At 51.0% G+C, this 19455-nt stretch carries 16 protein-coding genes, 5 tRNA genes and 1 riboswitch; of the genes, 9 read left to right on the forward strand and 12 right to left on the reverse strand.

Features of this window, described 5'->3' with window-relative positions:
* Nucleotides 1–128: 128 nt before the first annotated feature.
* The 4 genes from H027_RS0109630 to H027_RS0109645 all read left to right on the forward strand — a co-directional run bounded on the left by H027_RS0109630 (nt 129) and on the right by H027_RS0109645 (nt 532).
* Nucleotides 129–205: transfer RNA gene (locus H027_RS0109630), tRNA-Arg, on the forward strand.
* 40 nt (nt 206–245) lie between these two features.
* Nucleotides 246–321: transfer RNA gene (locus H027_RS0109635), tRNA-His, on the forward strand.
* A 25-nt stretch (nt 322–346) separates the two neighbouring features.
* A tRNA-Leu gene (locus tag H027_RS0109640) sits at nt 347–431 on the forward strand.
* Nucleotides 432–455: 24 nt separating this feature from the next.
* Nucleotides 456–532 (forward strand) — tRNA-Pro (locus H027_RS0109645).
* 51 nt (nt 533–583) lie between these two features.
* Here H027_RS0109645 and H027_RS0109650 read toward each other — a convergent pair.
* The 12 genes from H027_RS0109650 to H027_RS0109705 all read right to left on the reverse strand — a co-directional run bounded on the left by H027_RS0109650 (nt 584) and on the right by H027_RS0109705 (nt 13152).
* Nucleotides 584–1264 (reverse strand): hypothetical protein, encoded by a 681-nt coding sequence (locus H027_RS0109650; RefSeq protein ID WP_152536710.1) that lies wholly within the window; start codon nt 1262–1264, stop codon nt 584–586.
* Nucleotides 1257–3350 (reverse strand): alkaline phosphatase family protein, encoded by a 2094-nt coding sequence (locus tag H027_RS0109655; RefSeq protein WP_024872248.1) that lies wholly within the window; start codon nt 3348–3350, stop codon nt 1257–1259. The genes H027_RS0109650 and H027_RS0109655 overlap by 8 nt, the downstream gene beginning before the upstream one ends.
* Nucleotides 3351–3555: 205 nt before the next feature.
* Entirely contained in the window at nt 3556–4449 is an 894-nt protein-coding gene (locus H027_RS0109660; RefSeq protein ID WP_024872249.1) for an undecaprenyl-diphosphate phosphatase, read from the reverse strand.
* Nucleotides 4450–4463: 14 nt separating this feature from the next.
* Nucleotides 4464–4859, reverse strand: coding sequence for a 4-amino-4-deoxy-L-arabinose-phosphoundecaprenol flippase subunit ArnF (gene arnF, locus H027_RS0109665; protein ID WP_237657940.1), 396 nt, complete (start codon nt 4857–4859; stop codon nt 4464–4466).
* Nucleotides 4856–5200, reverse strand: coding sequence for a 4-amino-4-deoxy-L-arabinose-phosphoundecaprenol flippase subunit ArnE (gene arnE / locus H027_RS0109670; RefSeq protein ID WP_024872251.1), 345 nt, complete (start codon nt 5198–5200; stop codon nt 4856–4858). Before arnE ends, arnF begins: the two co-directional genes overlap by 4 nt.
* Entirely contained in the window at nt 5193–6869 is a 1677-nt protein-coding gene (gene arnT / locus H027_RS0109675; RefSeq protein ID WP_051448974.1) for a lipid IV(A) 4-amino-4-deoxy-L-arabinosyltransferase, read from the reverse strand. Before arnT ends, arnE begins: the two co-directional genes overlap by 8 nt.
* Nucleotides 6857–7738, reverse strand: coding sequence for a 4-deoxy-4-formamido-L-arabinose-phosphoundecaprenol deformylase (arnD, locus tag H027_RS0109680; protein ID WP_024872253.1), 882 nt, complete (start codon nt 7736–7738; stop codon nt 6857–6859). The genes arnT and arnD overlap by 13 nt, the downstream gene beginning before the upstream one ends.
* Nucleotides 7739–7741: 3 nt before the next feature.
* Nucleotides 7742–9724: a bifunctional UDP-4-amino-4-deoxy-L-arabinose formyltransferase/UDP-glucuronic acid oxidase ArnA gene (gene arnA, locus H027_RS0109685; protein WP_024872254.1), complete on the reverse strand. Its 1983-nt coding sequence runs from the start codon at nt 9722–9724 to the stop codon at nt 7742–7744.
* Nucleotides 9724–10695, reverse strand: coding sequence for an undecaprenyl-phosphate 4-deoxy-4-formamido-L-arabinose transferase (gene arnC, locus H027_RS0109690; protein WP_038149244.1), 972 nt, complete (start codon nt 10693–10695; stop codon nt 9724–9726). Before arnC ends, arnA begins: the two co-directional genes overlap by 1 nt.
* Nucleotides 10688–11833: a UDP-4-amino-4-deoxy-L-arabinose aminotransferase gene (arnB, locus tag H027_RS0109695; RefSeq protein ID WP_024872256.1), complete on the reverse strand. Its 1146-nt coding sequence runs from the start codon at nt 11831–11833 to the stop codon at nt 10688–10690. Before arnB ends, arnC begins: the two co-directional genes overlap by 8 nt.
* A gap of 220 nt (nt 11834–12053) precedes the next feature.
* Complete coding sequence (locus H027_RS0109700) at nt 12054–12521, reverse strand: hypothetical protein (RefSeq protein WP_024872257.1); 468 nt, start codon at nt 12519–12521, stop codon at nt 12054–12056.
* Between the two features lie 58 nt (nt 12522–12579).
* A complete protein-coding gene (locus tag H027_RS0109705; RefSeq protein ID WP_024872258.1) occupies nt 12580–13152 on the reverse strand; it encodes a DUF4337 domain-containing protein in 573 nt (190 codons plus the stop codon).
* 236 nt (nt 13153–13388) lie between these two features.
* Between H027_RS0109705 and H027_RS0109710 the strand changes: the two genes are divergently transcribed.
* From H027_RS0109710 to H027_RS0109730, 5 genes are all read left to right on the forward strand, one after another.
* Nucleotides 13389–13465, forward strand: a tRNA-Pro gene (locus H027_RS0109710).
* Nucleotides 13466–13610: 145 nt separating this feature from the next.
* On the forward strand, nt 13611–14717 hold the full coding sequence (locus H027_RS0109715) for a tetratricopeptide repeat protein (RefSeq protein ID WP_024872259.1): 1107 nt from the start codon (nt 13611–13613) through the stop codon (nt 14715–14717).
* A 41-nt stretch (nt 14718–14758) separates the two neighbouring features.
* Nucleotides 14759–15430 carry a PspA/IM30 family protein gene (locus tag H027_RS0109720; RefSeq protein ID WP_024872260.1) on the forward strand — a complete coding sequence of 224 codons (672 nt, stop codon included), beginning with the start codon at nt 14759–14761 and terminating at the stop codon, nt 15428–15430.
* 22 nt (nt 15431–15452) lie between these two features.
* On the forward strand, nt 15453–17975 hold the full coding sequence (locus tag H027_RS0109725; protein WP_024872261.1) for a C45 family autoproteolytic acyltransferase/hydrolase: 2523 nt from the start codon (nt 15453–15455) through the stop codon (nt 17973–17975).
* Between the two features lie 221 nt (nt 17976–18196).
* Nucleotides 18197–18301, forward strand: a riboswitch (guanidine-I (ykkC/yxkD leader).
* A gap of 58 nt (nt 18302–18359) precedes the next feature.
* On the forward strand, nt 18360–19436 hold the full coding sequence (locus tag H027_RS0109730; RefSeq protein ID WP_024872262.1) for a putative urea ABC transporter substrate-binding protein: 1077 nt from the start codon (nt 18360–18362) through the stop codon (nt 19434–19436).
* Nucleotides 19437–19455 lie beyond the last annotated feature (19 nt).

Raw genomic sequence — 19455 nt, forward strand, 5'->3', positions numbered from 1 at the left:
AAAATGAACAATAACTGCGCAGATTGGTTTCTGACTGAACAGAGTTGCAGCATCCGTACATTTTTTTATTAAAATTGCTGGACATGTTTTTCATCAGCCCTTAATATTCGCCCCGTCTTGAGGACAAGGCGCCCGTAGCTCAGCTGGATAGAGCGTTGGCCTCCGGAGCCAAAGGTCTCAGGTTCGAATCCTGTCGGGCGCGCCAAGTGCTTCAGATTCAACCGAGCAGTTCCAAGATAGCAGTGGTGGCTATAGCTCAGTTGGTAGAGCCCTGGATTGTGATTCCAGTTGTCGTGGGTTCGAGTCCCATTAGCCACCCCAGATTTAAAAGTAAAGATATCCCGATGCGAAGGTGGCGGAATTGGTAGACGCGCTAGCTTCAGGTGTTAGTGCCTTCGGGTGTGAGGGTTCGAGTCCCTCCTTTCGCACCAATCTTTACTGAATAAATCAAACCTCGGTGATTAGCGCAGCCCGGTAGCGCATCTGGTTTGGGACCAGAGGGTCAAAGGTTCGAATCCTTTATCACCGACCACATTTAGAAAACCCCGCTTCGGCGGGGTTTTTGCTTTTCTGTTCACTTGCCTTAATCAGCCTGCAAATCGTCATCAATGTTGGAATATTGATAATCGTTCGGTACGTCAGGCCAGCGATCCTTTGCTTCGGTCGTGGTCACCGCTGACAGGGCCGTGACATTGAATAGGTCAGCCCATGTTCCGGAGGGTTGCTGTTTGCGTAAACGGATGACGCTATTGAACATGGGCGACCAGCAAATCTGATAGCGGGGTGAGTCTGGCGTTTGCAACCGAACTTGTGACCAATGGCAAGCCACGGCGGTTTGCTGCGGATGCGCCACCTTTTCACTCAGGAAAGGGGATTTGGGTTGGGACAGATGAGTCGCTAACTGATCCCAATCCTCAAAAATACCCACCTGATATAATCCGGAGCGTTTGGCATCGAGCACTTTTTTATGTTGTCGATCCAAAAGCCGGATCTGCACTTGACCATCCTTTTCGCGCTGGGCAAATAGCTCCAATTGCTGATCAGTTACCCGATGCAGCCAATGTGAACCATGTCGTTCCAGATGTAACTCATGCTTGTTGCCGGCTTCATCCCAATAATCAGCCTGCAGTGTGACCGAGGGGATCTGGGCAGCATGTGGAAACAGTTTGGTCCAGTCGGATGCGGGGGTCGCTACGGCTGAACCTGCGGAAAAAATGCCTGCAATCATTGCAGGCATCCATCTATATTTCAGTAACTTACTCATGGCGAACCGCTTTAGCCTGATCCAGATAAATATAAGCATGGTGGCTTTGTTTATCCGTCAGCACTTTCTGCTGTAAGGTAAATTGGTAGCTGCCGGTCACAGGGGCTGCACAGGTGATGTCGAGAACGTCGCAGATGGGTAATTCCTTTACCAGGCTGCTGTTGGTCATCTTAGTGCTCATCTGATAATTCGCGGCTTTAAATTCATGTTGTAAGGCTTCACGCAGGATACGTCCTTGCGCCTCTGGCATCGTCAGGCCCAGCAAATGTGCTGCGGTGGGCGCAATATCGACATTACCGGTTGGGTAATGGTCGCTGAAACCCCGGCGGAAATCGGGACCACTGGCGATCAAGGTATTATGCACATCACGCGGGCTGAAGCTGCCATGCATGCCGCGGTTGCCCTGTGCACTTTCATATTCGGTGCCTGGAACCGCCTGATTGGCTGCTGTTACCGCATTTTCATCAAAGTTGAAGCTGACGATGATATCTGGGTTCGGCGGTGATTTACGTGAACTGCTGGCTGGTAATTCATTAAAGATGCTTTTCAGCGACAGAGTTCCCGGCACGTTACCATAACGACTGTGTACGAAGACTGCGCCGTATTGCGGACGAGATTGCAACGCTTTGACCAGTTTGCTGACTTCTTTTGCATCATGGCTCGGCACGTAAAGGTAATCGGAACCGCCATTGGCCGCGATAATGACCGAATCATCCGCCAGTTTTTCCGGAACCAAGTAGGAACCATAGGTATATTTCATGCCGGCTTTACCACAGACTTTGCCATCTTTATCCTCCAGTGTTGGATATAACGGCGTGCCATCGGCTTTGATGCCCGACATGACCGGATCATAAAGACAGCCGGCACCATCATAGACATGCGCAAAACCCGCTTTGGTTAAGAGGTCGGCGGTACGTACATCGCCAGAGACGGAATAACCCTGGGTTGCATCCGCCGTTTGTTTCATGTCTACGCTACCTTTGCCATCAGCCGAACCGGTCAGGGCGCGTAACGGGAATTTGGCCGGATCACCCGCCACGGTGCTGTGTGCATGATCCGACACGATAATCAGATCGGTGGTGTTGCGCAGATGCATCGCATCCAGTTTAGCTAACAGTTCACCCAGCAGTTTGTCTTGGTCTTCCAGCGCATTTTTGTAGGCTGGTGTACCTGGTCCGTAGGTGTGTTCGGTGCTGTCCGGATTACGGAACCAAATTAGCGACAGATCCGGGTTGGTTGTTGGCAGAATGTCACTCAGATACACCTTCATCATGTATTCATTTTTGGCATTGTGCGGCGATGGCATCGTGGTTCGCGGATCGGACGTCACTTTGTCATCCAGCAAGGTGCTTGCCGTGCTGGCAGTCGGATCGCCATTTTCTTTGTTCAGTGTCAGCGGATGTTCTGCATAGGCTTTGCTGGTATTCACTGGCAGTGCATAGCCGGCTTGCTGTAAATGTTCAGCAAAGCTTTGTGGATAAGCCATATTCTCATCCAGAATGACGCCGAATTTACCATTCTGTTTGTAATCCTGAATGAAGGCCGGACCGGATTTGCCAACGACGGCGGTCTTCAGACCGGCTTTATGCGCTTGCTGGAACAGGGTTGAAACCAAGAAAAGATCGGCGTTGTCGCGTCCCATATAGAACGAATCCAGATCCTTCAGAATGGCATAATCTTCAGTGAAAAATGGCTGACTGAAATCAACGGTAGCACCTTTGGCGTTTTTCCCTGTGACGCCTGGCTGATATTCGGTGTTACCAAAAAAGCCATGGTGACCAGGATAGGAGCCGGTTGCGAAGGCGGCGGCGTTCATCATGGTAAATGTCGGATATACGGCATGATGATCTTCAAAATGGACGCCATCCTGATTCTGCAGTTTTGCCAGATTAGGCGTAATTTCGGGTGTCACCGAGTCAGGACGCAAACCGTCCCAGACAAAAATGATGACTTTTTTAGCCGTGTGCGGCGCTGTTTTCGCTTGTACTGCCGGAGCATGAAGCCCGCCGAAAACCAGTAAACCAGAGATAGTTAGAGCCAGTGTACTTTTGCTGAATGAGAAAGAACCTTGCAATATCTTAGACATGGATGCGTCACCCCGTGATTACAGATTAAGCCACTGTAAGTACCGAAAATGACAGAATGATGAAGTATTAAGGCTCACGTGAGATTCTTTGGGGCGAATAAACCGGGGACAGTGACAGAAAATAGGTGCGGCGATGAAGCTGATACTGAGTGTCGGACTGACCAGAGATCAGGGCGATCTCTGGTCGTGAATGGCATGGTCAGGATCAGATATAGCCGAACACCGAACCGAGGATCAGGCCACAGCCCAAGACAAAACGGTACCAGACAAAGACCCAGGTACTGCTTTTTTCCAGATAATGCAGCAAACCATAGATCGCCAGGAAGGCAGTGATACTGGCGCTGACCAGACCAATACCCAAGGTTTCCCAGCCAGCCAGATCCAACCCTGCCTTATGCAGTACCCAAATTTCATGGAAGCCGGCCAGCGTGATCGCAGGCAGACCCAGCAGGAAGGAGAATTTGGCTGCGGTTTCCCGATTCAGACCACAGAATAAAGCCGCCGTCAGTGTGGAGCCAGAGCGGGATACGCCAGGGATCAGGGCGAATGCCTGTGCCAGACCGACCAGGATACCATCGCGCAGTTTGATCTGGCCAAAGGTACGGTCATGGCGGGCTGAGCTTTCGGCCCATGCCAACAACAGCGACATCACCACACTGGCGATACCGATCACCATCAGGCTGCGCAGGGGAGAATTACACTCATTGAGGACTGACTTGAGTGAAACCCCTGCAATCACCAGCGGCACGGTACCTACCATAATCCCCAGTAGCATCTGGGATTCTGTGGTCTGATAGCGTTTGCCGATGACATCGCGCGTACCATTGACCAGAATCTGTTTAATGTCTTTAAAGAAGTAAGCAATGACGGCACAGAAGCTGGCCAACTGCATTGCGGCAGAAAACGCAGAACCGGGATCTTGCCATCCCAGCAGACCGGGGACGACACGCAAGTGCGCCGTACTGCTAATTGGCAGCAGTTCCGTGATGCCCTGCACAATGCCTAAGATGGTGACTTGAAACCAGGTCAAGTGCGCAAAGCCCAAATCGATAATATGGGGATCCGTACAAACAGCCGCCGTCGCGGGAGAAATAGCCATGTTCAATACTTCCGTTATGTATTAGATGGACGAGAAACAATGAGCCAGACCCCGAGCGTGATCAAGAGAACGCCGAAGGTCTTAGCCGTGGTAAAGGTTTCCTGATACCAGGGTAAAATTGCGGTCGCCAGATAGACTAACGCATAGCTGATACTCAGGAGTGGATAGGCCTTATTCAGCGGCAAATAATGCAAGGCCTGTAACCAGCAAATCATGGAAAGCAGGTAAGCCAGCACACCACAACTCACGAAGAATAACGCACTAGTGTGACTCAGCAATGACAACGAGGTAAACCAGTCAAGGCTGAAGTGCGGCAGATGCGTCATGCCCCATTTCATGGTGAGTTGGGCCGCTGTGGTCAGCAAGACACTGCCTGCTGCTAAAACATATCCGCGCAGGGAAGAGGTCACTGATGGGCTCCCATAAGTATGACGCCGAGCATGATACAGACGATCCCGGCCCAGCCCCGCCAATGAGTTTGTTCGCCAAACCAGAAGCGAGCCACCAGTGTCACCAGCACAAAATTCAGACTCAGCATGGGATAGGCGATGCTCAGCGGGACATATTGCAGTACGATGAGCCAGACCGCCATTCCGAGCCCGAGCGAACCAATCCCTGCCAGCAACCAGCGATCCAATAACTTGGCTTGCCAGCTAAGTGATTGGTGTCGCCAGTTTTCGACTGCTTGTTTCTGGCACAACTGTCCACAACAAGTCAGCAGGCTGACCAGAATGATGAGTAAACTAGTCATGCTTGGTTTGTCGGTAATAGAACAGCGTGAAATTTTGCTGCGGGATCACTTCGTCCGCCTGAGGCAGCTTCGTTGGAATGAGCCCCGGTTTATTTCGGGTGACCACGGCCACATTGCCCTGCTCACGCGCTTGCGGCAGCCACTGTGCGAAGCTTTCTGCATTCAGATATTTATCTTTCTGTGCAGAGTCAGCCAGCCCATAAGCCAGTTCGCCGTCGGCACCAAAAAGCCGAATATCGGCACGCTGCAGTTGCCAGCCCAAACTGACGGCCAAACCGACATCATTACTGAATACAAAACGGCTATCATGCAACTCTTGCAGATGTTTGGAGATAAAGGTTTCGGGCAGTTTGGAGTTGATCAGCGTGCTGGGCAGTGACCAGCCAAGTAATAATCCGAGCACCAGAGGGCAGCAGGCCGTCAGCAACAGGGATTTTTCGGGATACCGTAAACTGAACCAGCCAGCCAGTAACCACCCCAGAAAACAGCAAATCGCCAGTGTTAATGCCAGATGATCTTCGGTGGTATAAACGGTTTTTTTCCCGACCAAACCTAAGCCGACTAAAATAAGCGCCAGTACCAACAGGCCACCGAACAGCATGTTGATCCAGCTATTGAGGCGGATGGATTGCCATTTTTTCTGCTCGATCAGTTCCATGATGCCATGACCCAGCAGGATGGCGAGTGGCGCAAAGCATGGCAGAATATAGGTCGGCAGCTTGCCTTTTGCAGCACTGAAAAAGAGAAACGGGATCAGACACCAGCTCAGCAAAAATACGACGACCGGGCGGAGCTGATTCTGTTGCCAGGTTTGTCGCAATGCGGCCGGAACCACGCCCAGCCAAGGCAAACAACCTGCTACCAAAACAGGCAGGTAATACCAGAAGGGTGCCTTATGTTGTGCATCGTTGCCGGAAAAACGCTGAATATGTTCGACCCAGAAGAAATAGTGCCAGTAATCCGGCGCCCGTAAATGAACGGCAATCGCCCACGGCAGGCTGACCAGTAGCATAGTCAGTAATGCTACCCAGAGATAACGCAATTCATTCAGTTGCTTGCGATAAACCAGATACGGCAGGGCTACGATCACCGGCACTGCCAGCGAAATAAACCCTTTCGTCAGGAATCCTAACCCGGCAGCCACTCCCATCAGAGCATAACCGAGCAGTTTTGTCCGCGAGTGACGCGCTTGCAGGCTGACGTAAAAGCAGACCAGTGTCAGGTTCAGCCACAAGGTCACCATACTGTCGAGCACGCTGTAGGTGCCGATGGCATAGACCAGAATAAACGACAGATAGCAGGCGGTAGCGGCGATAGCTTTCTTGTAATTCTGGAATAACCAGTTGCTGAACCAGAAGATCAGCAGCGCGGTTAGCCCGGCTGACAGAGTTGAGGCAAAACGCACGGCAAAATGGGTCTCACCGAACAACAATTGACTGATGCTGTTGAGCCAGTAACCGGCAATGGGTTTTTCAAAATAGTGTAGCCCCAGCAGATGCGGCACAATCCAGTCACCACTTTGGATCATTTCCCGACTGATCTCGGCATAACGCGATTCGTCAGGGATCCATAACAGGCGATTGTTGATGGGCAACAGATAAGCCAGTACAAAAAAGAGGGTTAATAGCCACAGCCCGGTTTTTTGCGATAAAGTTTTCATTGTTGACATCCAAGCCATCCTTCACGTCCGTCAATTACTGCGCGTTGTACTTTTCCTGCTGGCAGTGTCGCTGGATCGGGTAATAATTCGCCGAGCGGGCAAAAACGAATGTTGGCCTGCTGTGCTCGTTGTAGCAGATCTTCAAACAAAGATGACATCACAATGCCTTCCACTTCGGCATGAATGGTGTACACATTCAGTGCATTCGGACGTAACAGGGAAAGGATGTGCTGGTTGAAGTTTTGGGTGGTGATCTCGGTGCCAATGACCTCATCAAACGTAGGCAGTGTCACCGGGATCTGCGGTGTGCCGAGCGAACCATCGGCCAATTGGGGACGAAAGATCGAGGTGCCACGGCAATCGCTGTTGTAGCGAAAACGGTAAGGCTGTTTGAGTTGAACCACGCGCTCATCAGCCCGCCAGCCAGCGACGGCAGAACAATCAATTTTCCGGCCCAGGATCTGTTCGAGGGAATCGACACCCAGTTTGATCTGGTGTTGTAATGCCGCGTCAGACCAATCACCGGCATGAGCTTGCCAGCCATGATGATCCCAGGCATGTAATCCTATTTCGTGTTGCATCAGATCGGTATCGCGCATGATGTGACCAAGATGCTTCCCAATCTGTTTTCCGGGCCAGGCGGTACCGGCCAGCAAAATATCCCAGCCATATAAAGATGCTGCATTGGAACGCAGCATCTTCAGCAGGAACTGTGGTTTCAGTAATCGCCATAGATGTCGCCCCATATTGTCCGGGCCGACACTAAAGAAGAAACTGCCTTTGACACCATATTTATCCAGCAATTCAAGCAGGCGGGGAACGCCATCACGCGTTCCCCGGAAGGTGTCGACATCAATACGTAAACCAACGTCCAGCATTGCTTACTCCGCTGCTACACAACCACGCAGGAAGAAGTCGAGTGTATTCTCGATGGTTTCTTCAGTTGGAATGGTTGGCGTCCAGTCGATCAGACGTTGTGCATTGCGGATGCTCGGACGGCGGTGAGAGACGTCCTGATAGCCATTACCGTAGTAGGAATGGCTTTCAATTTCGTTAAAGCCGGCAAACGCTGGGAAATGTGCGCGCAGCGGGTGCGCTTCAAATTTCTCCAGCAGGATCTCCGCCATTTCACGGATACTGGCTTCGTTCACTGGGTTACCGATGTTGATGATTTGACCATCACAACGACCGCCTTTGTTTTCGATGATACGGAACAGTGCTTCGATACCTTCACGGATATCAGTGAAGCAGCGTTTCTGTGCACCACCGTCAACCAGTTTGATTGGTGTACCCTCAACCAGGTTCAGGATCAGCTGGGTAATCGCACGGGAGCTACCAATACGGGCTGAATTCAGAGAGTCCAGACGTGGCCCCATCCAGTTGAACGGACGGAACAGGGTAAATTTCAGGCCGTCTTTCTGGCCGTAAGCCCAGATCACGCGATCCAGCAACTGCTTGGAGACAGAGTAGATCCAACGTTGTTTGTTGATTGGGCCAACGATCAGACGTGAGTTGTCTTCATCGAAGCTCTGATCATCACACATACCGTATACTTCAGAAGTCGACGGGAAGATGATGCGTTTGTTGTATTTCACGCAGTAACGCACGATCTTCAGGTTTTCTTCGAAGTCGAGTTCGAACACTCGCAGCGGGTTACGGGTATATTCGATAGGCGTGGCAATCGCGACCAGCGGCAGGATCACGTCACATTTCTTGATGTGGTATTCCAGCCATTCGGTGTGGATGCTGATATCCCCTTCCACAAAATGGAAGTGCGGATTGCCGATGAAGCGGGTGATAGCATCAGAACCGATGTCCATACCGAAGACTTCATATTTGTCATCTTCCAGCAGGCGCTCAGTCAGGTGGTTACCGATAAAGCCGTTCACACCCAGGATCAGCACGCGGGTACGACGCAGAGCTTGCAGGCTGCTGGAAACTTTAGGGCCCAGAGATGAACCTTCGGTCAGACCCAGTTCACGTGCCAGCTGGCTACCGCGAACATACAGACCTTGTTCTGACTGGCCGGAAGTGATTTCCAGAATGTCTTTACCACAAGCAACTTGCAGCGGATCGATGGAAACGATAGTGCCAGGGGTGTGATTACCACCGCGCGCCGGAACTACAGCCGCCTGCCAAACCAGCAGTTTACGATCACCGGCAAAGGTAAAGGCGCCAGGATAAGGACGCGTCACTGCACGCACCAGGTTGTAAATTTCCTGAGCCGGTTTATGCCAGTGAATTTCGCCATCTGCTGGAGTGCGGCGGCCGAAGTAGCTGGCTTTGGCTTCATCTTGTGGTGTCAGGGTGATGTTACCGGCTTTCATCTGTGGCAGTGTGGCGGCCAGCAGTTGTTCAGCGGCGGCTTTCAGTTTGCCGTGCAGGGTCAGCGCGGTATCTTCGTTGCTGATAGCAACGACCTGCTGTGCGACGATATCGCCAGCGTCAGGCTGGGTCACCATCTTATGCAGTGTTACACCGGTTTCGCTTTCACCGTTGACCAGCACCCAGTTGGCTGGTGCGCGGCCACGGTAGCGTGGCAACAGGGAACCATGCAGATTGAATGCGCCAACCTGTGGGATATCCAGAATTGGCTGGCTTAACAGGTGACGGTAGTAGAAAGAGAAAATGACATCTGGGGCCAGCTTCTGAATGCGTTCAACCCACAGCGGGTGGTTGACATCTTCCGGTGCGAATACAGGCAAATCGTGTTCGGCACAGATCTGAGCAACAGAGCCGAAGAAGGTGTTTTCATTCTGGTCATCCACATGGGTAAAGACTGCCTGAATTTCGTAGCCCGCATCAATCAGGGATTTAATACCAGCGCAACCAATATCATGATAGGCAAAGACAACAGCTTTCATTAATTTTTCTCCACAGAGGATGATTCAGAAATTTGACGGACAACCGTCTGAATAAAATAACGGGGGCGGGCACGGACATCCGTGTAGATGCGCCCGATGTATTCACCGAGCAAGCCCATCCCGACAAACTGGGCACCGATAAAAATGAACAGTAACGCAAACAGGGTGAATACTCCATTTGCGGCCCAGGTTGCACCAAGTGCAAAGCGTAACAACAGCAACATCACGGCCAAGGCGAAACCGGAGCCGGCAATGACGCCACCGACAAAACTGAGCAGACGCAATGGGGCTGTGGTCATGCTGGTGACCAGATCAAACATCAGATTGATCAGCTTTAGCAGGTCATATTTGGATTCACCATGTTCCCGTTCGGCATGCAGTACCGGCAGTTCGATGGTATTGCGGGCAAATGAGTTGGCGAGGATCGGAATGAAGGTGCTGCGTTCCTGACATTGTAACATGGCATCGATGATGGAACGGCGATAGGCGCGTAGCATACAACCGTAATCACTCATGTCTTGTCCGGTGGCTTGTTTTACCATCCGGTTAATCACTTTCGATGCACTCTTGCGGAAGAAGCTGTCCTGACGGTTGGTACGGATAGTACCAACGACGTCATAGCCTTCGGCCGCAGTAATTACCAGACGCGGGATCTCTTCCGGCGGATTCTGCAGGTCAGCATCCAGCGTGATCACCAGATCACCGCGGGCTGTTTCAAAGCCAGCCATCACAGCCGCATGCTGACCATAGTTACGGTTCAGGATCACCGCGACAATTTTGCTGTCGGCTTCATTGGCGGCCGCAGTCAGCATCTCGGCAGAGCGGTCACGGCTGCCGTCATCGACCAGCACAATCTCATAGGCGGTGCCGATTTTTTCACAGGCGGCGGTGGTCCGACGCAGTAATTCCGGCAAACTGGCTTCTTCGTTATAAACAGGGATAACGACAGAAACTAAATTAAACTCAGACATTAACAGACTCCAGAACAGCATGAATCGCCTGAATAACCCGATTGAAATCGTCATCGGTCATATCAGGGAACATAGGCAGTGTGCATAACCGATCAGAATTCCATTCGGTGTCAGGCAGAAAGACCAGCGGGAATTTCTCTCGATAATATTTTTGCGTATGGGCAGCACGGAAATGCAATCCGGTGCCAATTTCCATGGCTTGCAGGCGTTGCATGAAGGTATCGCGGTCGATACCGCAACGGGCCGGATCCACCCGCACCATGAACAGATGATTGGCGTGTAAATGCGGATAATCAGGCACACTCAGTGGCAGCAACGGCGAATCCGCCAACGCGGCACGATAACGGGCAACCAGCTCGGCACGACGGGCATTGAGTTCATTGATGCGGTGTAGCTGAACGACGGCTATCGCGGCATTGATATCCGGCAGATTATATTTATAGCCGGGAGTGATCACTTCCGCCTGAGGTTTACGTCCTTGCATCTGGCGATCAAAGGCATCCACACCGAGCCCATGGAATTTCAGCATGCGGACTTTGGCTGCAAAGTCATCATCATCGGTGGTGACTAAGCCGCCTTCAGCACAGGTCACGTTTTTAATGGCATGGAAAGAGAAGACGGCGGTTCCTTTCGCACCAATCCAACGACCACGATATTGCGTTCCCACGGCATGCGCCGCATCTTCAATAATGGCGATCTGGTGTTGCGCGGCCAGTTCATAGATAGGATCTAAATCTGCGGGTGCACCGGCATAATGCACCGGAATAATTGCTTTGGTTCTGGGGGTAATGACATCGGCAATCAGACGGGCATTGGTCATCAGGGTATTGCGATCGACATCGACAAAGATCGGGGTCGCACCCAGTAAGGTAATCATGTTGACCGTGGAGACCCAGGTCTGGGAAGGCGTGATCACTTCGTCACCCGGGCCGATCCCCAACGCCATCAGGGCTACATGCATGCCTGCGGTCGCAGAAGAAACGGCGATGGCATGTTTACAGCCATACATCTGGCAAAAAAGTTGTTCCAGTTCATGATTTTTCGGACCGGTGGTGATCCAACCGGATTTTAATACTGCGGTGACGGCAGCAATTTCTTCATCCCCGATTGCTGGACGTGAAAAAGGCAAAAAACTCATTTAGTTAAGCCTCACAAAGGGTATTTAGACGAGAATTATACTAGTTATCTTGTATTACTGTTTCTGTGCTGTACACGGTTTTTTACCACAGTAATGATTGGATACATTATGAATAAAGAACCTTATTTAAATCTTAAAAATAGGGCGTTCTCATTGTTAATCGCTGTAAAAAATCATCAATTTATTGATATATAACAAATTCAGCCGGATACACTGACCACTAATACATATACGTCAGCCCATAGAAGATCGTATGTGGCGTGATGTCATTGACCACGCCGATCCGCGGCGTAAAGTTGTATTTTACCCTTAGCCCCAGATAAGGCATCAGATCTTTTGGGATCATCTTGTAGATCCGTGAATTCTGAAACGAGACTGATTGGTTGATGTCACTGATGTAATCGTTGACAGGATCATCCAAGTTATCAGGGTAATCGAAATCAAACCGACTGCCGGAAGACATGGCCGTTTCAAAATTAAATGATTTATTTTTCTCGATTTTATCAAAAAACGATGGGCTATTCGGTACGTTGCTTTCCCGATAGGGCAGAAAAACGGCAGGTGTATTGACTGGCAGGTTGGCTTCAAAACTAAACGGGGCATGTTTAGAAAACGAATCGTCGGAATACGCCAGCCAGGGCGTGCACAACAGCAACAGGCTCAGGGTCGTTTTTTGGCGTTTATCCAATGCATTATCCTTCAGGCGGCCATGTCAGTCATGGCCGTGTTGGTTGATTCATGGTGGTTCAGAGTGCCAATAATGCGAATACACCGGAAACGATCCCGACGCCAGACAACCCCCACATCAGCCATTCTAACCAACGTTTTCGCGTAAGTAACGAGATCGCTGCCATAGAAATGGCAACTTGTATGATCGTTGTGGCCTGTGCCCAGCGATGATGCAGGTGCATTTGTTCATCACTGCGACGATTCCATTCCACCGCGTCTTTTTCCAGTTTTTCAGCTTTGCTTTTTATCTGTTCCTTTTCTTGGTCATAACGACGGGCCATCTTTTCGTAACTGGCTCGTTTATTTTCGGGCAGTAAATCCAGTGCCAGCAGATTTAGATTTTGCCGGTTGCTTTTGGCCTGATAATAGTTCCATTGATCCGATGCCTCGGTTTTGGCAATGGCGGCATTGTTTTTATAAAGCATGGCATTGGCCTGTGTTGCTCCCCCCATATAGGAATAGAGCGCACCAATGGTGGCCAAAATGGCGGTTGTGACCGCGATCTGATTGGCGAATGCGTGAGCATGATGATGACTGACATGTTCTATTTCGTGATCATGCGGTCCGTGAACGTGAAAATCATCTGACATGGTTTTTTCTCGATAAAAGAGGAAATGTGATACGGGAAATATAGATTTGAGATATTAATTTTTCATTAAAGTTCCGAACAGCTGGTGTCGGGTGTCGTGTGTCGCGATACACGGGTTCGGTTTTGAACAAATATTCTGCGGTTAATCTCTTAATTGTTCTTTTTCTGGGCAATCAGTTGATTTCATTTATTCTTTGAATTTCCATCGCAACAGGTTAATGGCATAATATAGTTATTCGGTGATTAGCGCAGCCCGGTAGCGCATCTGGTTTGGGACCAGAGGGTCAAAGGTTCGAATCCTTTATCACCGACCACCTTCTAAAAACCCCGCATTCGCGGGGTTTTTGCTTTTCTGTACCGCCAAAAATACCGCGTGAAAACTTTGTAACAAAATTCTCGTTGTTTTTAACATCGTCTAGATGGAGTATCCACAGCAAACAACAAGCTGGACGACAATCAATGCGTAAATTTGTTTTGGGGTTACTGCTGGTGCTGGTCTTTCCGGTATGGGCTCTGCCGTCGCCCAAAGCCGTGTCGGATGCGGTACAGGCGGGGAATTTTTCCCATGCGGAGCAGATGTTACAGCAGATCCTGAAAGAAAAGCCGAATAGTGCCATGGCGCACTATGAGTTAGGTCAGGTGCTGGCCCGAGAACAGCGGCATCAGGAAGCCTTGAGTGAACTCAATCAGGCGAAAACATTGGATCCTGCCTTGAAATTTGCCAAGAACCCGGAACGCTTTGATGCCATCTATCGGGCCGAAGTTGCGGCATTGCAAAAGCCAGTGGCACTGACGACGCATTCGCCGATCCATCCGGCTACTCATACGGCTTCCTCCGGAAGCTCTCTGGTGGGTTTTGTGCTCTCGATCCTGTTGGTATTCGGGGCGATCTTGCTGGCCATCTATTTCTGGATGCGGCGAGCAGATAAGCAAAGAAAACAAGAGCAACAGCAATATCAGTCTGCATTAAGTCAGGAACAGTTGTCCGCACTGTTGCAAATGGCGGATGCCATGCGTGATGCCGAACTGGAGTGTCGTGCAGCGAGTTACGCAAGTGAACAAAAGCAAGCGATCTCAACGGCGGTAAATGCCCATCGGGACGCGTTACTGCGCGCTATTTCGCAATGTAAAGATGAGCATGTGCCGCTTTATGATGAACAGTTCACGGCATTACAGGCAGAAACTACTCGCCTGACACAAGCTGCCCGCAGTGGCACGTTACCTGCACCGATCACCGCCATGCCTCACGAACCGGTAATGAGAGCGCCGATAATGGATGCCGGAGCATTGGCGGGTAGCAACGCACAGCCGATCATCATCAACAACAATACGCCGTCTTCTGGCGGGTTGGGCAATGTGCTGACCGGGGTTGTGCTGGGCGAAATGCTGGCGGGAGATCGCCACTCAGAAACAGTGATCTATCGCGAGCGACGTGAGGATTTGCCACCGAAAGAGGATATCCCCTCTTTTGATGGCAGCACGGATGGAAGCGACAGTGCCTGGGATGAGGATAACAGCTCATTCGATAGCGGTAATGATAGTGGTAACGATGACGCCTGGTCTTGATGGATCAGGGTTATAAGAAAACTGAATAATCGGAGAACGGTATGTCAGGTATTTTGGATAAATTGTCCCGCACCATTAAAGGGTTGGCCAATGATGCTCTGGATTCAGTGGCTGATGCAGGACGCGATGCCCGCCAAATCGTGAGGGAACTGGAAGCTCAGATCCAACAGGCAGAAAGTGCCTTGCTGGATGTGCGTGCAGAATATGAATTGATGTTGAGTGGCAAAGAGAAAACTGCTCAGGAAGTCGCCCGTTGGGATGGTCTGGCGCGTCAGGCGATCACCGGTGGGGATGATGGTTTGGCGCGGGAATGTCTGGCACGTAAACAACAGTTTGCGGCGACGTTACAGCGGGAAAGCGAGCAGCTTGCGCAATATGAACCGTCGGTGCGGGAGCTGGAAAGTCGTATTGCGGAGTTAAAACAACAGCATGAAGCGATGCAGCAGAAAATTGAATTGCTGGAAGCCCGCAGCCATATGGCCGCGGCACAGGAAAAAGCTGCAACGGCGATCAGCGGTATTGGCGGGGATTCGTTGATCGCCGACTTTGATAAACTGGAAACGCAGGTCGAAAAACAGGAAGCGCGTGCCAGTGCAGCCAGTTCGCTGGCACAACAACAGAAAGGCGATGATCTGGAGCAACGCATTAAAGCGCTGCAGCACAGTGATGTCGATGATGAACTGGCTAAATTAAAATCGGAAATGGGGCGTTAATGTGCATTCGTGTGGATTGATCATGAAAAAAGCCGTGATTACAGCTTTTCTGGCACTTGTCTGTTGTTATGCCGTGCCATCTTTTGCGGCGACTGATAAACGGATCGATCCGAATACCGTGCAATGGTGGGGGCCGGCCTATCGGTATCCGCAAGCCGGCTGGATCAATATTCATATCGAAGGTGAGCCGCATGAACGTGGTGTGCAGCATGGCCGGTTATTGGCACCGGAAATTGCGGCCTATGTGCAGGCGTTAGCGCAGTTTTACAATCCCAAATCGCCAGAAGATGGTTGGGATAAAACGCGTGATCTGGTTAAAGCGCTGTTTTTAAGAGGGTTTACACCAGAACAACTGGAAGAGATGGATGGTATTGCCGTCGGCGCCAGTGCCAGTGGCGCTCAGTTTTTCGGGCGTCATCTGGATATCATTGATATTGCTGCGCTGAATCTGACGAATGAAATCGATTCGCTGAATGATGCTCTGGCGGCGACACCTAATGGCCTGGATCCGGTGAAGAGCGCAGGTGGTGAAGCGGTGGCGGGTAGTCTCCATCCGTCACATGGACCGGTGCGTTGCGATGCGTTTGCCGCGGTAGGGTCGGCGACGAAAGATGGCAAGGTGGTCTTCGGTCATATCACCATGTTTGATTTGCTGCCTGGTAACTACTACAACGTATGGCTGGATGTAAAGCCGAGCAAGGGCCATCGCTTTGTCATGCAGACCACACCGGGCGGTATTCACAGTGGGATGGATTACTCCATTAATGATGCGGGGCTCCTGCTCAGTGAAACCACGGTCGGGCAAACCAGTTTTGAATCCCGCGGTATCCCGCTGGCGGCGAGAATTCGCCAGGCACAGCAGTATGCCGACAACATTGAACAGGCAGCGTCGATTCTGACCACCAACAGCAATGGTTTATCGACGACCGAGTGGATTCTGGCCGATGTGAAAAAGAATGAAATCGCGCTGCTGACGCTGGGGACTCATGAACACAAGCTGTATCGCAGCAGCCAAAAAGAGTGGATTGCCGGGGCAGAAGGTTTCTACTGGAGTAATAACAACACCAAAGATCGCAACGTGCGTCTGGAGACAGTGGCCTCGATGGATGGACGTCCTTCAGATGTGGCCGCGTTGCATCCGGTGAAACGAGATGCGCTCTGGTTACAACTCTATGAACAGAATAAGGGCAAGATTGATACTGATTTTGCTCGTCAGGTACTGACCAATCCTGAAATTGTGTTATCTACCTCCGTGGATGCCAAATACACCACCAGTGACATGGCACAGCAGTTCCAGACATGGGCGACATTCGGACCTTCTGTTGGAGTGGTTCGTTATCCGTCGGTGACAGATCAACAAGATACCCCTGTCATTAAACCGTTGGTGAGCAACCCTTGGGTGGTGCTGGGCAATGATGCGCCGATAAAGGCACATTCCCAGAAAATAGCGGCGGATCTGCACGATCCAAACGATCCGGTGATTCCAGCCGCGCCGCAGGATGAATCGGAACCGGATACCGAGCCGGCCTGGCATGGCACGTTATTACCGAAAAACGATGCCGATATCTGGCTGACCACCGCATTTGCCAATTACGAACGCATTGTCGCGCTGGAAAAAAACTTAACGCAGAAGGCCTCCTCCCACAAACTGAGTCAGCATGACGTGGATACGCTGGCGGTGAAACTCTTTCTTTATCGCGCCCGTTATGAACTGGCGGTTCGAGCCGGACAGGACTTCCCGTTATCGCAGACCAAGGCCAATTTCCGCGATGACAAATGGTATGACGTCGTATCAGGAAAAGGGGTGTTGGTAATGCATGCCTTGCGCAGCGAACTGGGTGAGCAGCATTTTGATAAATGGATGGATGAATTCGGTCTGGCGCATGCAGGTCAGGAAGTCACTACCGGGCAATTCAAGTCGTTTCTGGAGAAAAAGAGCGGTAAGGATCTGAGCACCTTTTTCCATGACTGGCTGGATAAAACAGGTATGGCTAAACCGGTCATTACCGATCAGAGCGGATTGCCGCTGTACACCTATGGTTCTCCGTTTACGATTTTCACGTTTGATTCCGAGGTAGAGCAATCGTTGATTGTTTACGGTACGCAGGATGAGGAAGTGGCGAATAAGGAAGCGGCCCAGGTGCTGCAAAAGGCATTGCAGCGGAGAAAACATCATATTGTGGCACCGATCATGGCGGATCGGGATGTGACGGCCGCCGATCTGCAGCACCACCATCTGTTGCTGATCGGGCGACCTGACAGCAATAGTATTGTCGATCGTTTCAAAGGTGAAATGCCAGTGACGTTTGGGCAGCACTCATTCCAGATCCGGGGGACAACCTATGCCCATCCTGAGAGTGGGCTAATTCTGGCGGCAGAAAACCCACTGAATCGGCGTTACTCCATGGTGCTGGTGGCGGGTTTGAGTTCGTTGGGAACCTTGACGGTCACCCAGCAATTTTCCGAAGGTGCCCTGACGAATGGCCCTGTTGCCTTGCTACCGTATAACCAGGGTGAGATTGACTTCGTGCCGAAGCAGCACTGAGCATGAACCTCGCTAAATCAGGATCCCCGCAATGCGGGGATCTTATTTTGGGGCTCTGATTTGGTGCATGAATGCTGTCGTGACTTAATAATTGGTTTTAATTGACGCTTTTTTACCGGTGTTTACGGCTCATATTTGTTGGCGCATGGATTGCATAACTATTACTGTAACTGCACTTGATGATTATGGCGTGTTGACGCTAACTTCTGTGCCACAATTTGGAAATGGATGACTAGGGTTCCGGTTTGGCTTGTGTGCTGAATGTCTGGTCCGAGAGTTGTCGACCTTCCCTGAAGGTTACACGGCGGGACAAAAACCCGGGAGACAGCGGCGCACAGCCATGATCTCTCGTATTTGACCTAACGTGCTCCCAGGGAGGGAAACATGAAAAAATCTTCATTCAGCTCGTCATTCCGCAAATGGCTCTGTGTTGGCCTGCTGCCGGTCTTTCTGTTTGGCTCCGTACCTGCATTTGCCAAAGAAAAATTCAAAGTTGCCTGGACGATTTATGCCGGTTGGATGCCGTGGGATTACGCGGCACAAAGCGGCATCATCAAAAAATGGGCGGATAAATACGGTATCGATATCGATGTGGTGCAGGTCAACGACTACGTCGAGTCCATCAACCAATATACCGCAGGTGGTTTCGACGGCTGCGTGATGACCAATATGGATGCCCTGACCATTCCGGCGGCGGGCGGTGTCGATTCTACTGCGCTGATCGTCGGCGATTATTCCAACGGGAATGATGGCATCGTGCTGAAAGGTAAATCCAGCCTGAAAGATATCAAGGGTCAGCCGGTGAATCTGGTGCAACTGAGCGTTTCCCACTATCTGCTGGCACGTGCGCTGGAAACACAAGGCATGAGCGAGAAAGATGTGAAGGTGGTTAATACCTCCGATGCAGATATTGTGTCTGCTTACACCACCAAAGATGTGACGGCTGCAGTGACCTGGAACCCGCTGTTATCTGAAATACTGAAACAGCCAGACAGCCATTTGGTGTTCGATTCCAGCAAGATCCCGGGTGAAATTATTGACCTGATGGTGGTAAAAACCGACAAGCTGAAGGCCCACCCTGAACTGGGTAAAGCCCTGACCGGTGCCTGGTATGAGATCATGAGCGAGATGTCGGGTTCTGATGCCAAAGCCAAAGAAGCTCGTACTGCCATGGCCAAGGCATCGGGTACCGATCTGGCGGGTTATGATCAGCAGCTCAAAGCCACAAACATGTTCTATCAACCAGCCAACGCGGTTTTATTTACCACCGATCCCCACCTGAAACTGACCATGCAGATGGTTGCCGAATTTTCCATGCAACATGGTTTGCTCGGCGACAATGCACCTAGCGCGGAATCGATTGGGGTGGAAACACCGAGTGGCATTTACGGGGACAAAAACAACGTGAAACTGCGTTTTGACCCGAGCTACATGCAGATGGCTGCCGACGGCAAGCTGTGATCTTATCTGTTAAGGAGAT

The sequence above is a fragment of the Tolumonas lignilytica genome, assembly GCF_000527035.1.
In the GTDB taxonomy this organism is placed as follows: Bacteria; Pseudomonadota; Gammaproteobacteria; order Enterobacterales; family Aeromonadaceae; genus Tolumonas; species Tolumonas lignilytica.

Bases quoted from the DNA above. Each gene is read 5' to 3' on its own strand.
- H027_RS0109655 (WP_024872248.1), bottom strand. From the start codon at position 3,350: ATGTCTAAGATATTGCAAGGTTCTTTCTCATTCAGCAAAAGTACACTG.
- arnE (WP_024872251.1), bottom strand. From the start codon at position 5,200: ATGACTAGTTTACTCATCATTCTGGTCAGCCTGCTGACTTGTTGTGGA.
- arnD (WP_024872253.1), bottom strand. From the start codon at position 7,738: ATGCTGGACGTTGGTTTACGTATTGATGTCGACACCTTCCGGGGAACG.
- H027_RS0109730 (WP_024872262.1), top strand. From the start codon at position 18,360: ATGAAAAAATCTTCATTCAGCTCGTCATTCCGCAAATGGCTCTGTGTT.
- H027_RS0109705 (WP_024872258.1), bottom strand. From the start codon at position 13,152: ATGTCAGATGATTTTCACGTTCACGGACCGCATGATCACGAAATAGAA.
- H027_RS0109720 (WP_024872260.1), top strand. From the start codon at position 14,759: ATGTCAGGTATTTTGGATAAATTGTCCCGCACCATTAAAGGGTTGGCC.
- H027_RS0109650 (WP_152536710.1), bottom strand. From the start codon at position 1,264: ATGAGTAAGTTACTGAAATATAGATGGATGCCTGCAATGATTGCAGGC.
- arnT (WP_051448974.1), bottom strand. From the start codon at position 6,869: ATGTCAACAATGAAAACTTTATCGCAAAAAACCGGGCTGTGGCTATTA.
- H027_RS0109725 (WP_024872261.1), top strand. From the start codon at position 15,453: ATGAAAAAAGCCGTGATTACAGCTTTTCTGGCACTTGTCTGTTGTTAT.
- arnB (WP_024872256.1), bottom strand. From the start codon at position 11,833: ATGAGTTTTTTGCCTTTTTCACGTCCAGCAATCGGGGATGAAGAAATT.
- arnA (WP_024872254.1), bottom strand. From the start codon at position 9,724: ATGAAAGCTGTTGTCTTTGCCTATCATGATATTGGTTGCGCTGGTATT.
- H027_RS0109660 (WP_024872249.1), bottom strand. From the start codon at position 4,449: ATGGCTATTTCTCCCGCGACGGCGGCTGTTTGTACGGATCCCCATATT.
- H027_RS0109715 (WP_024872259.1), top strand. From the start codon at position 13,611: ATGCGTAAATTTGTTTTGGGGTTACTGCTGGTGCTGGTCTTTCCGGTA.
- arnC (WP_038149244.1), bottom strand. From the start codon at position 10,695: ATGTCTGAGTTTAATTTAGTTTCTGTCGTTATCCCTGTTTATAACGAA.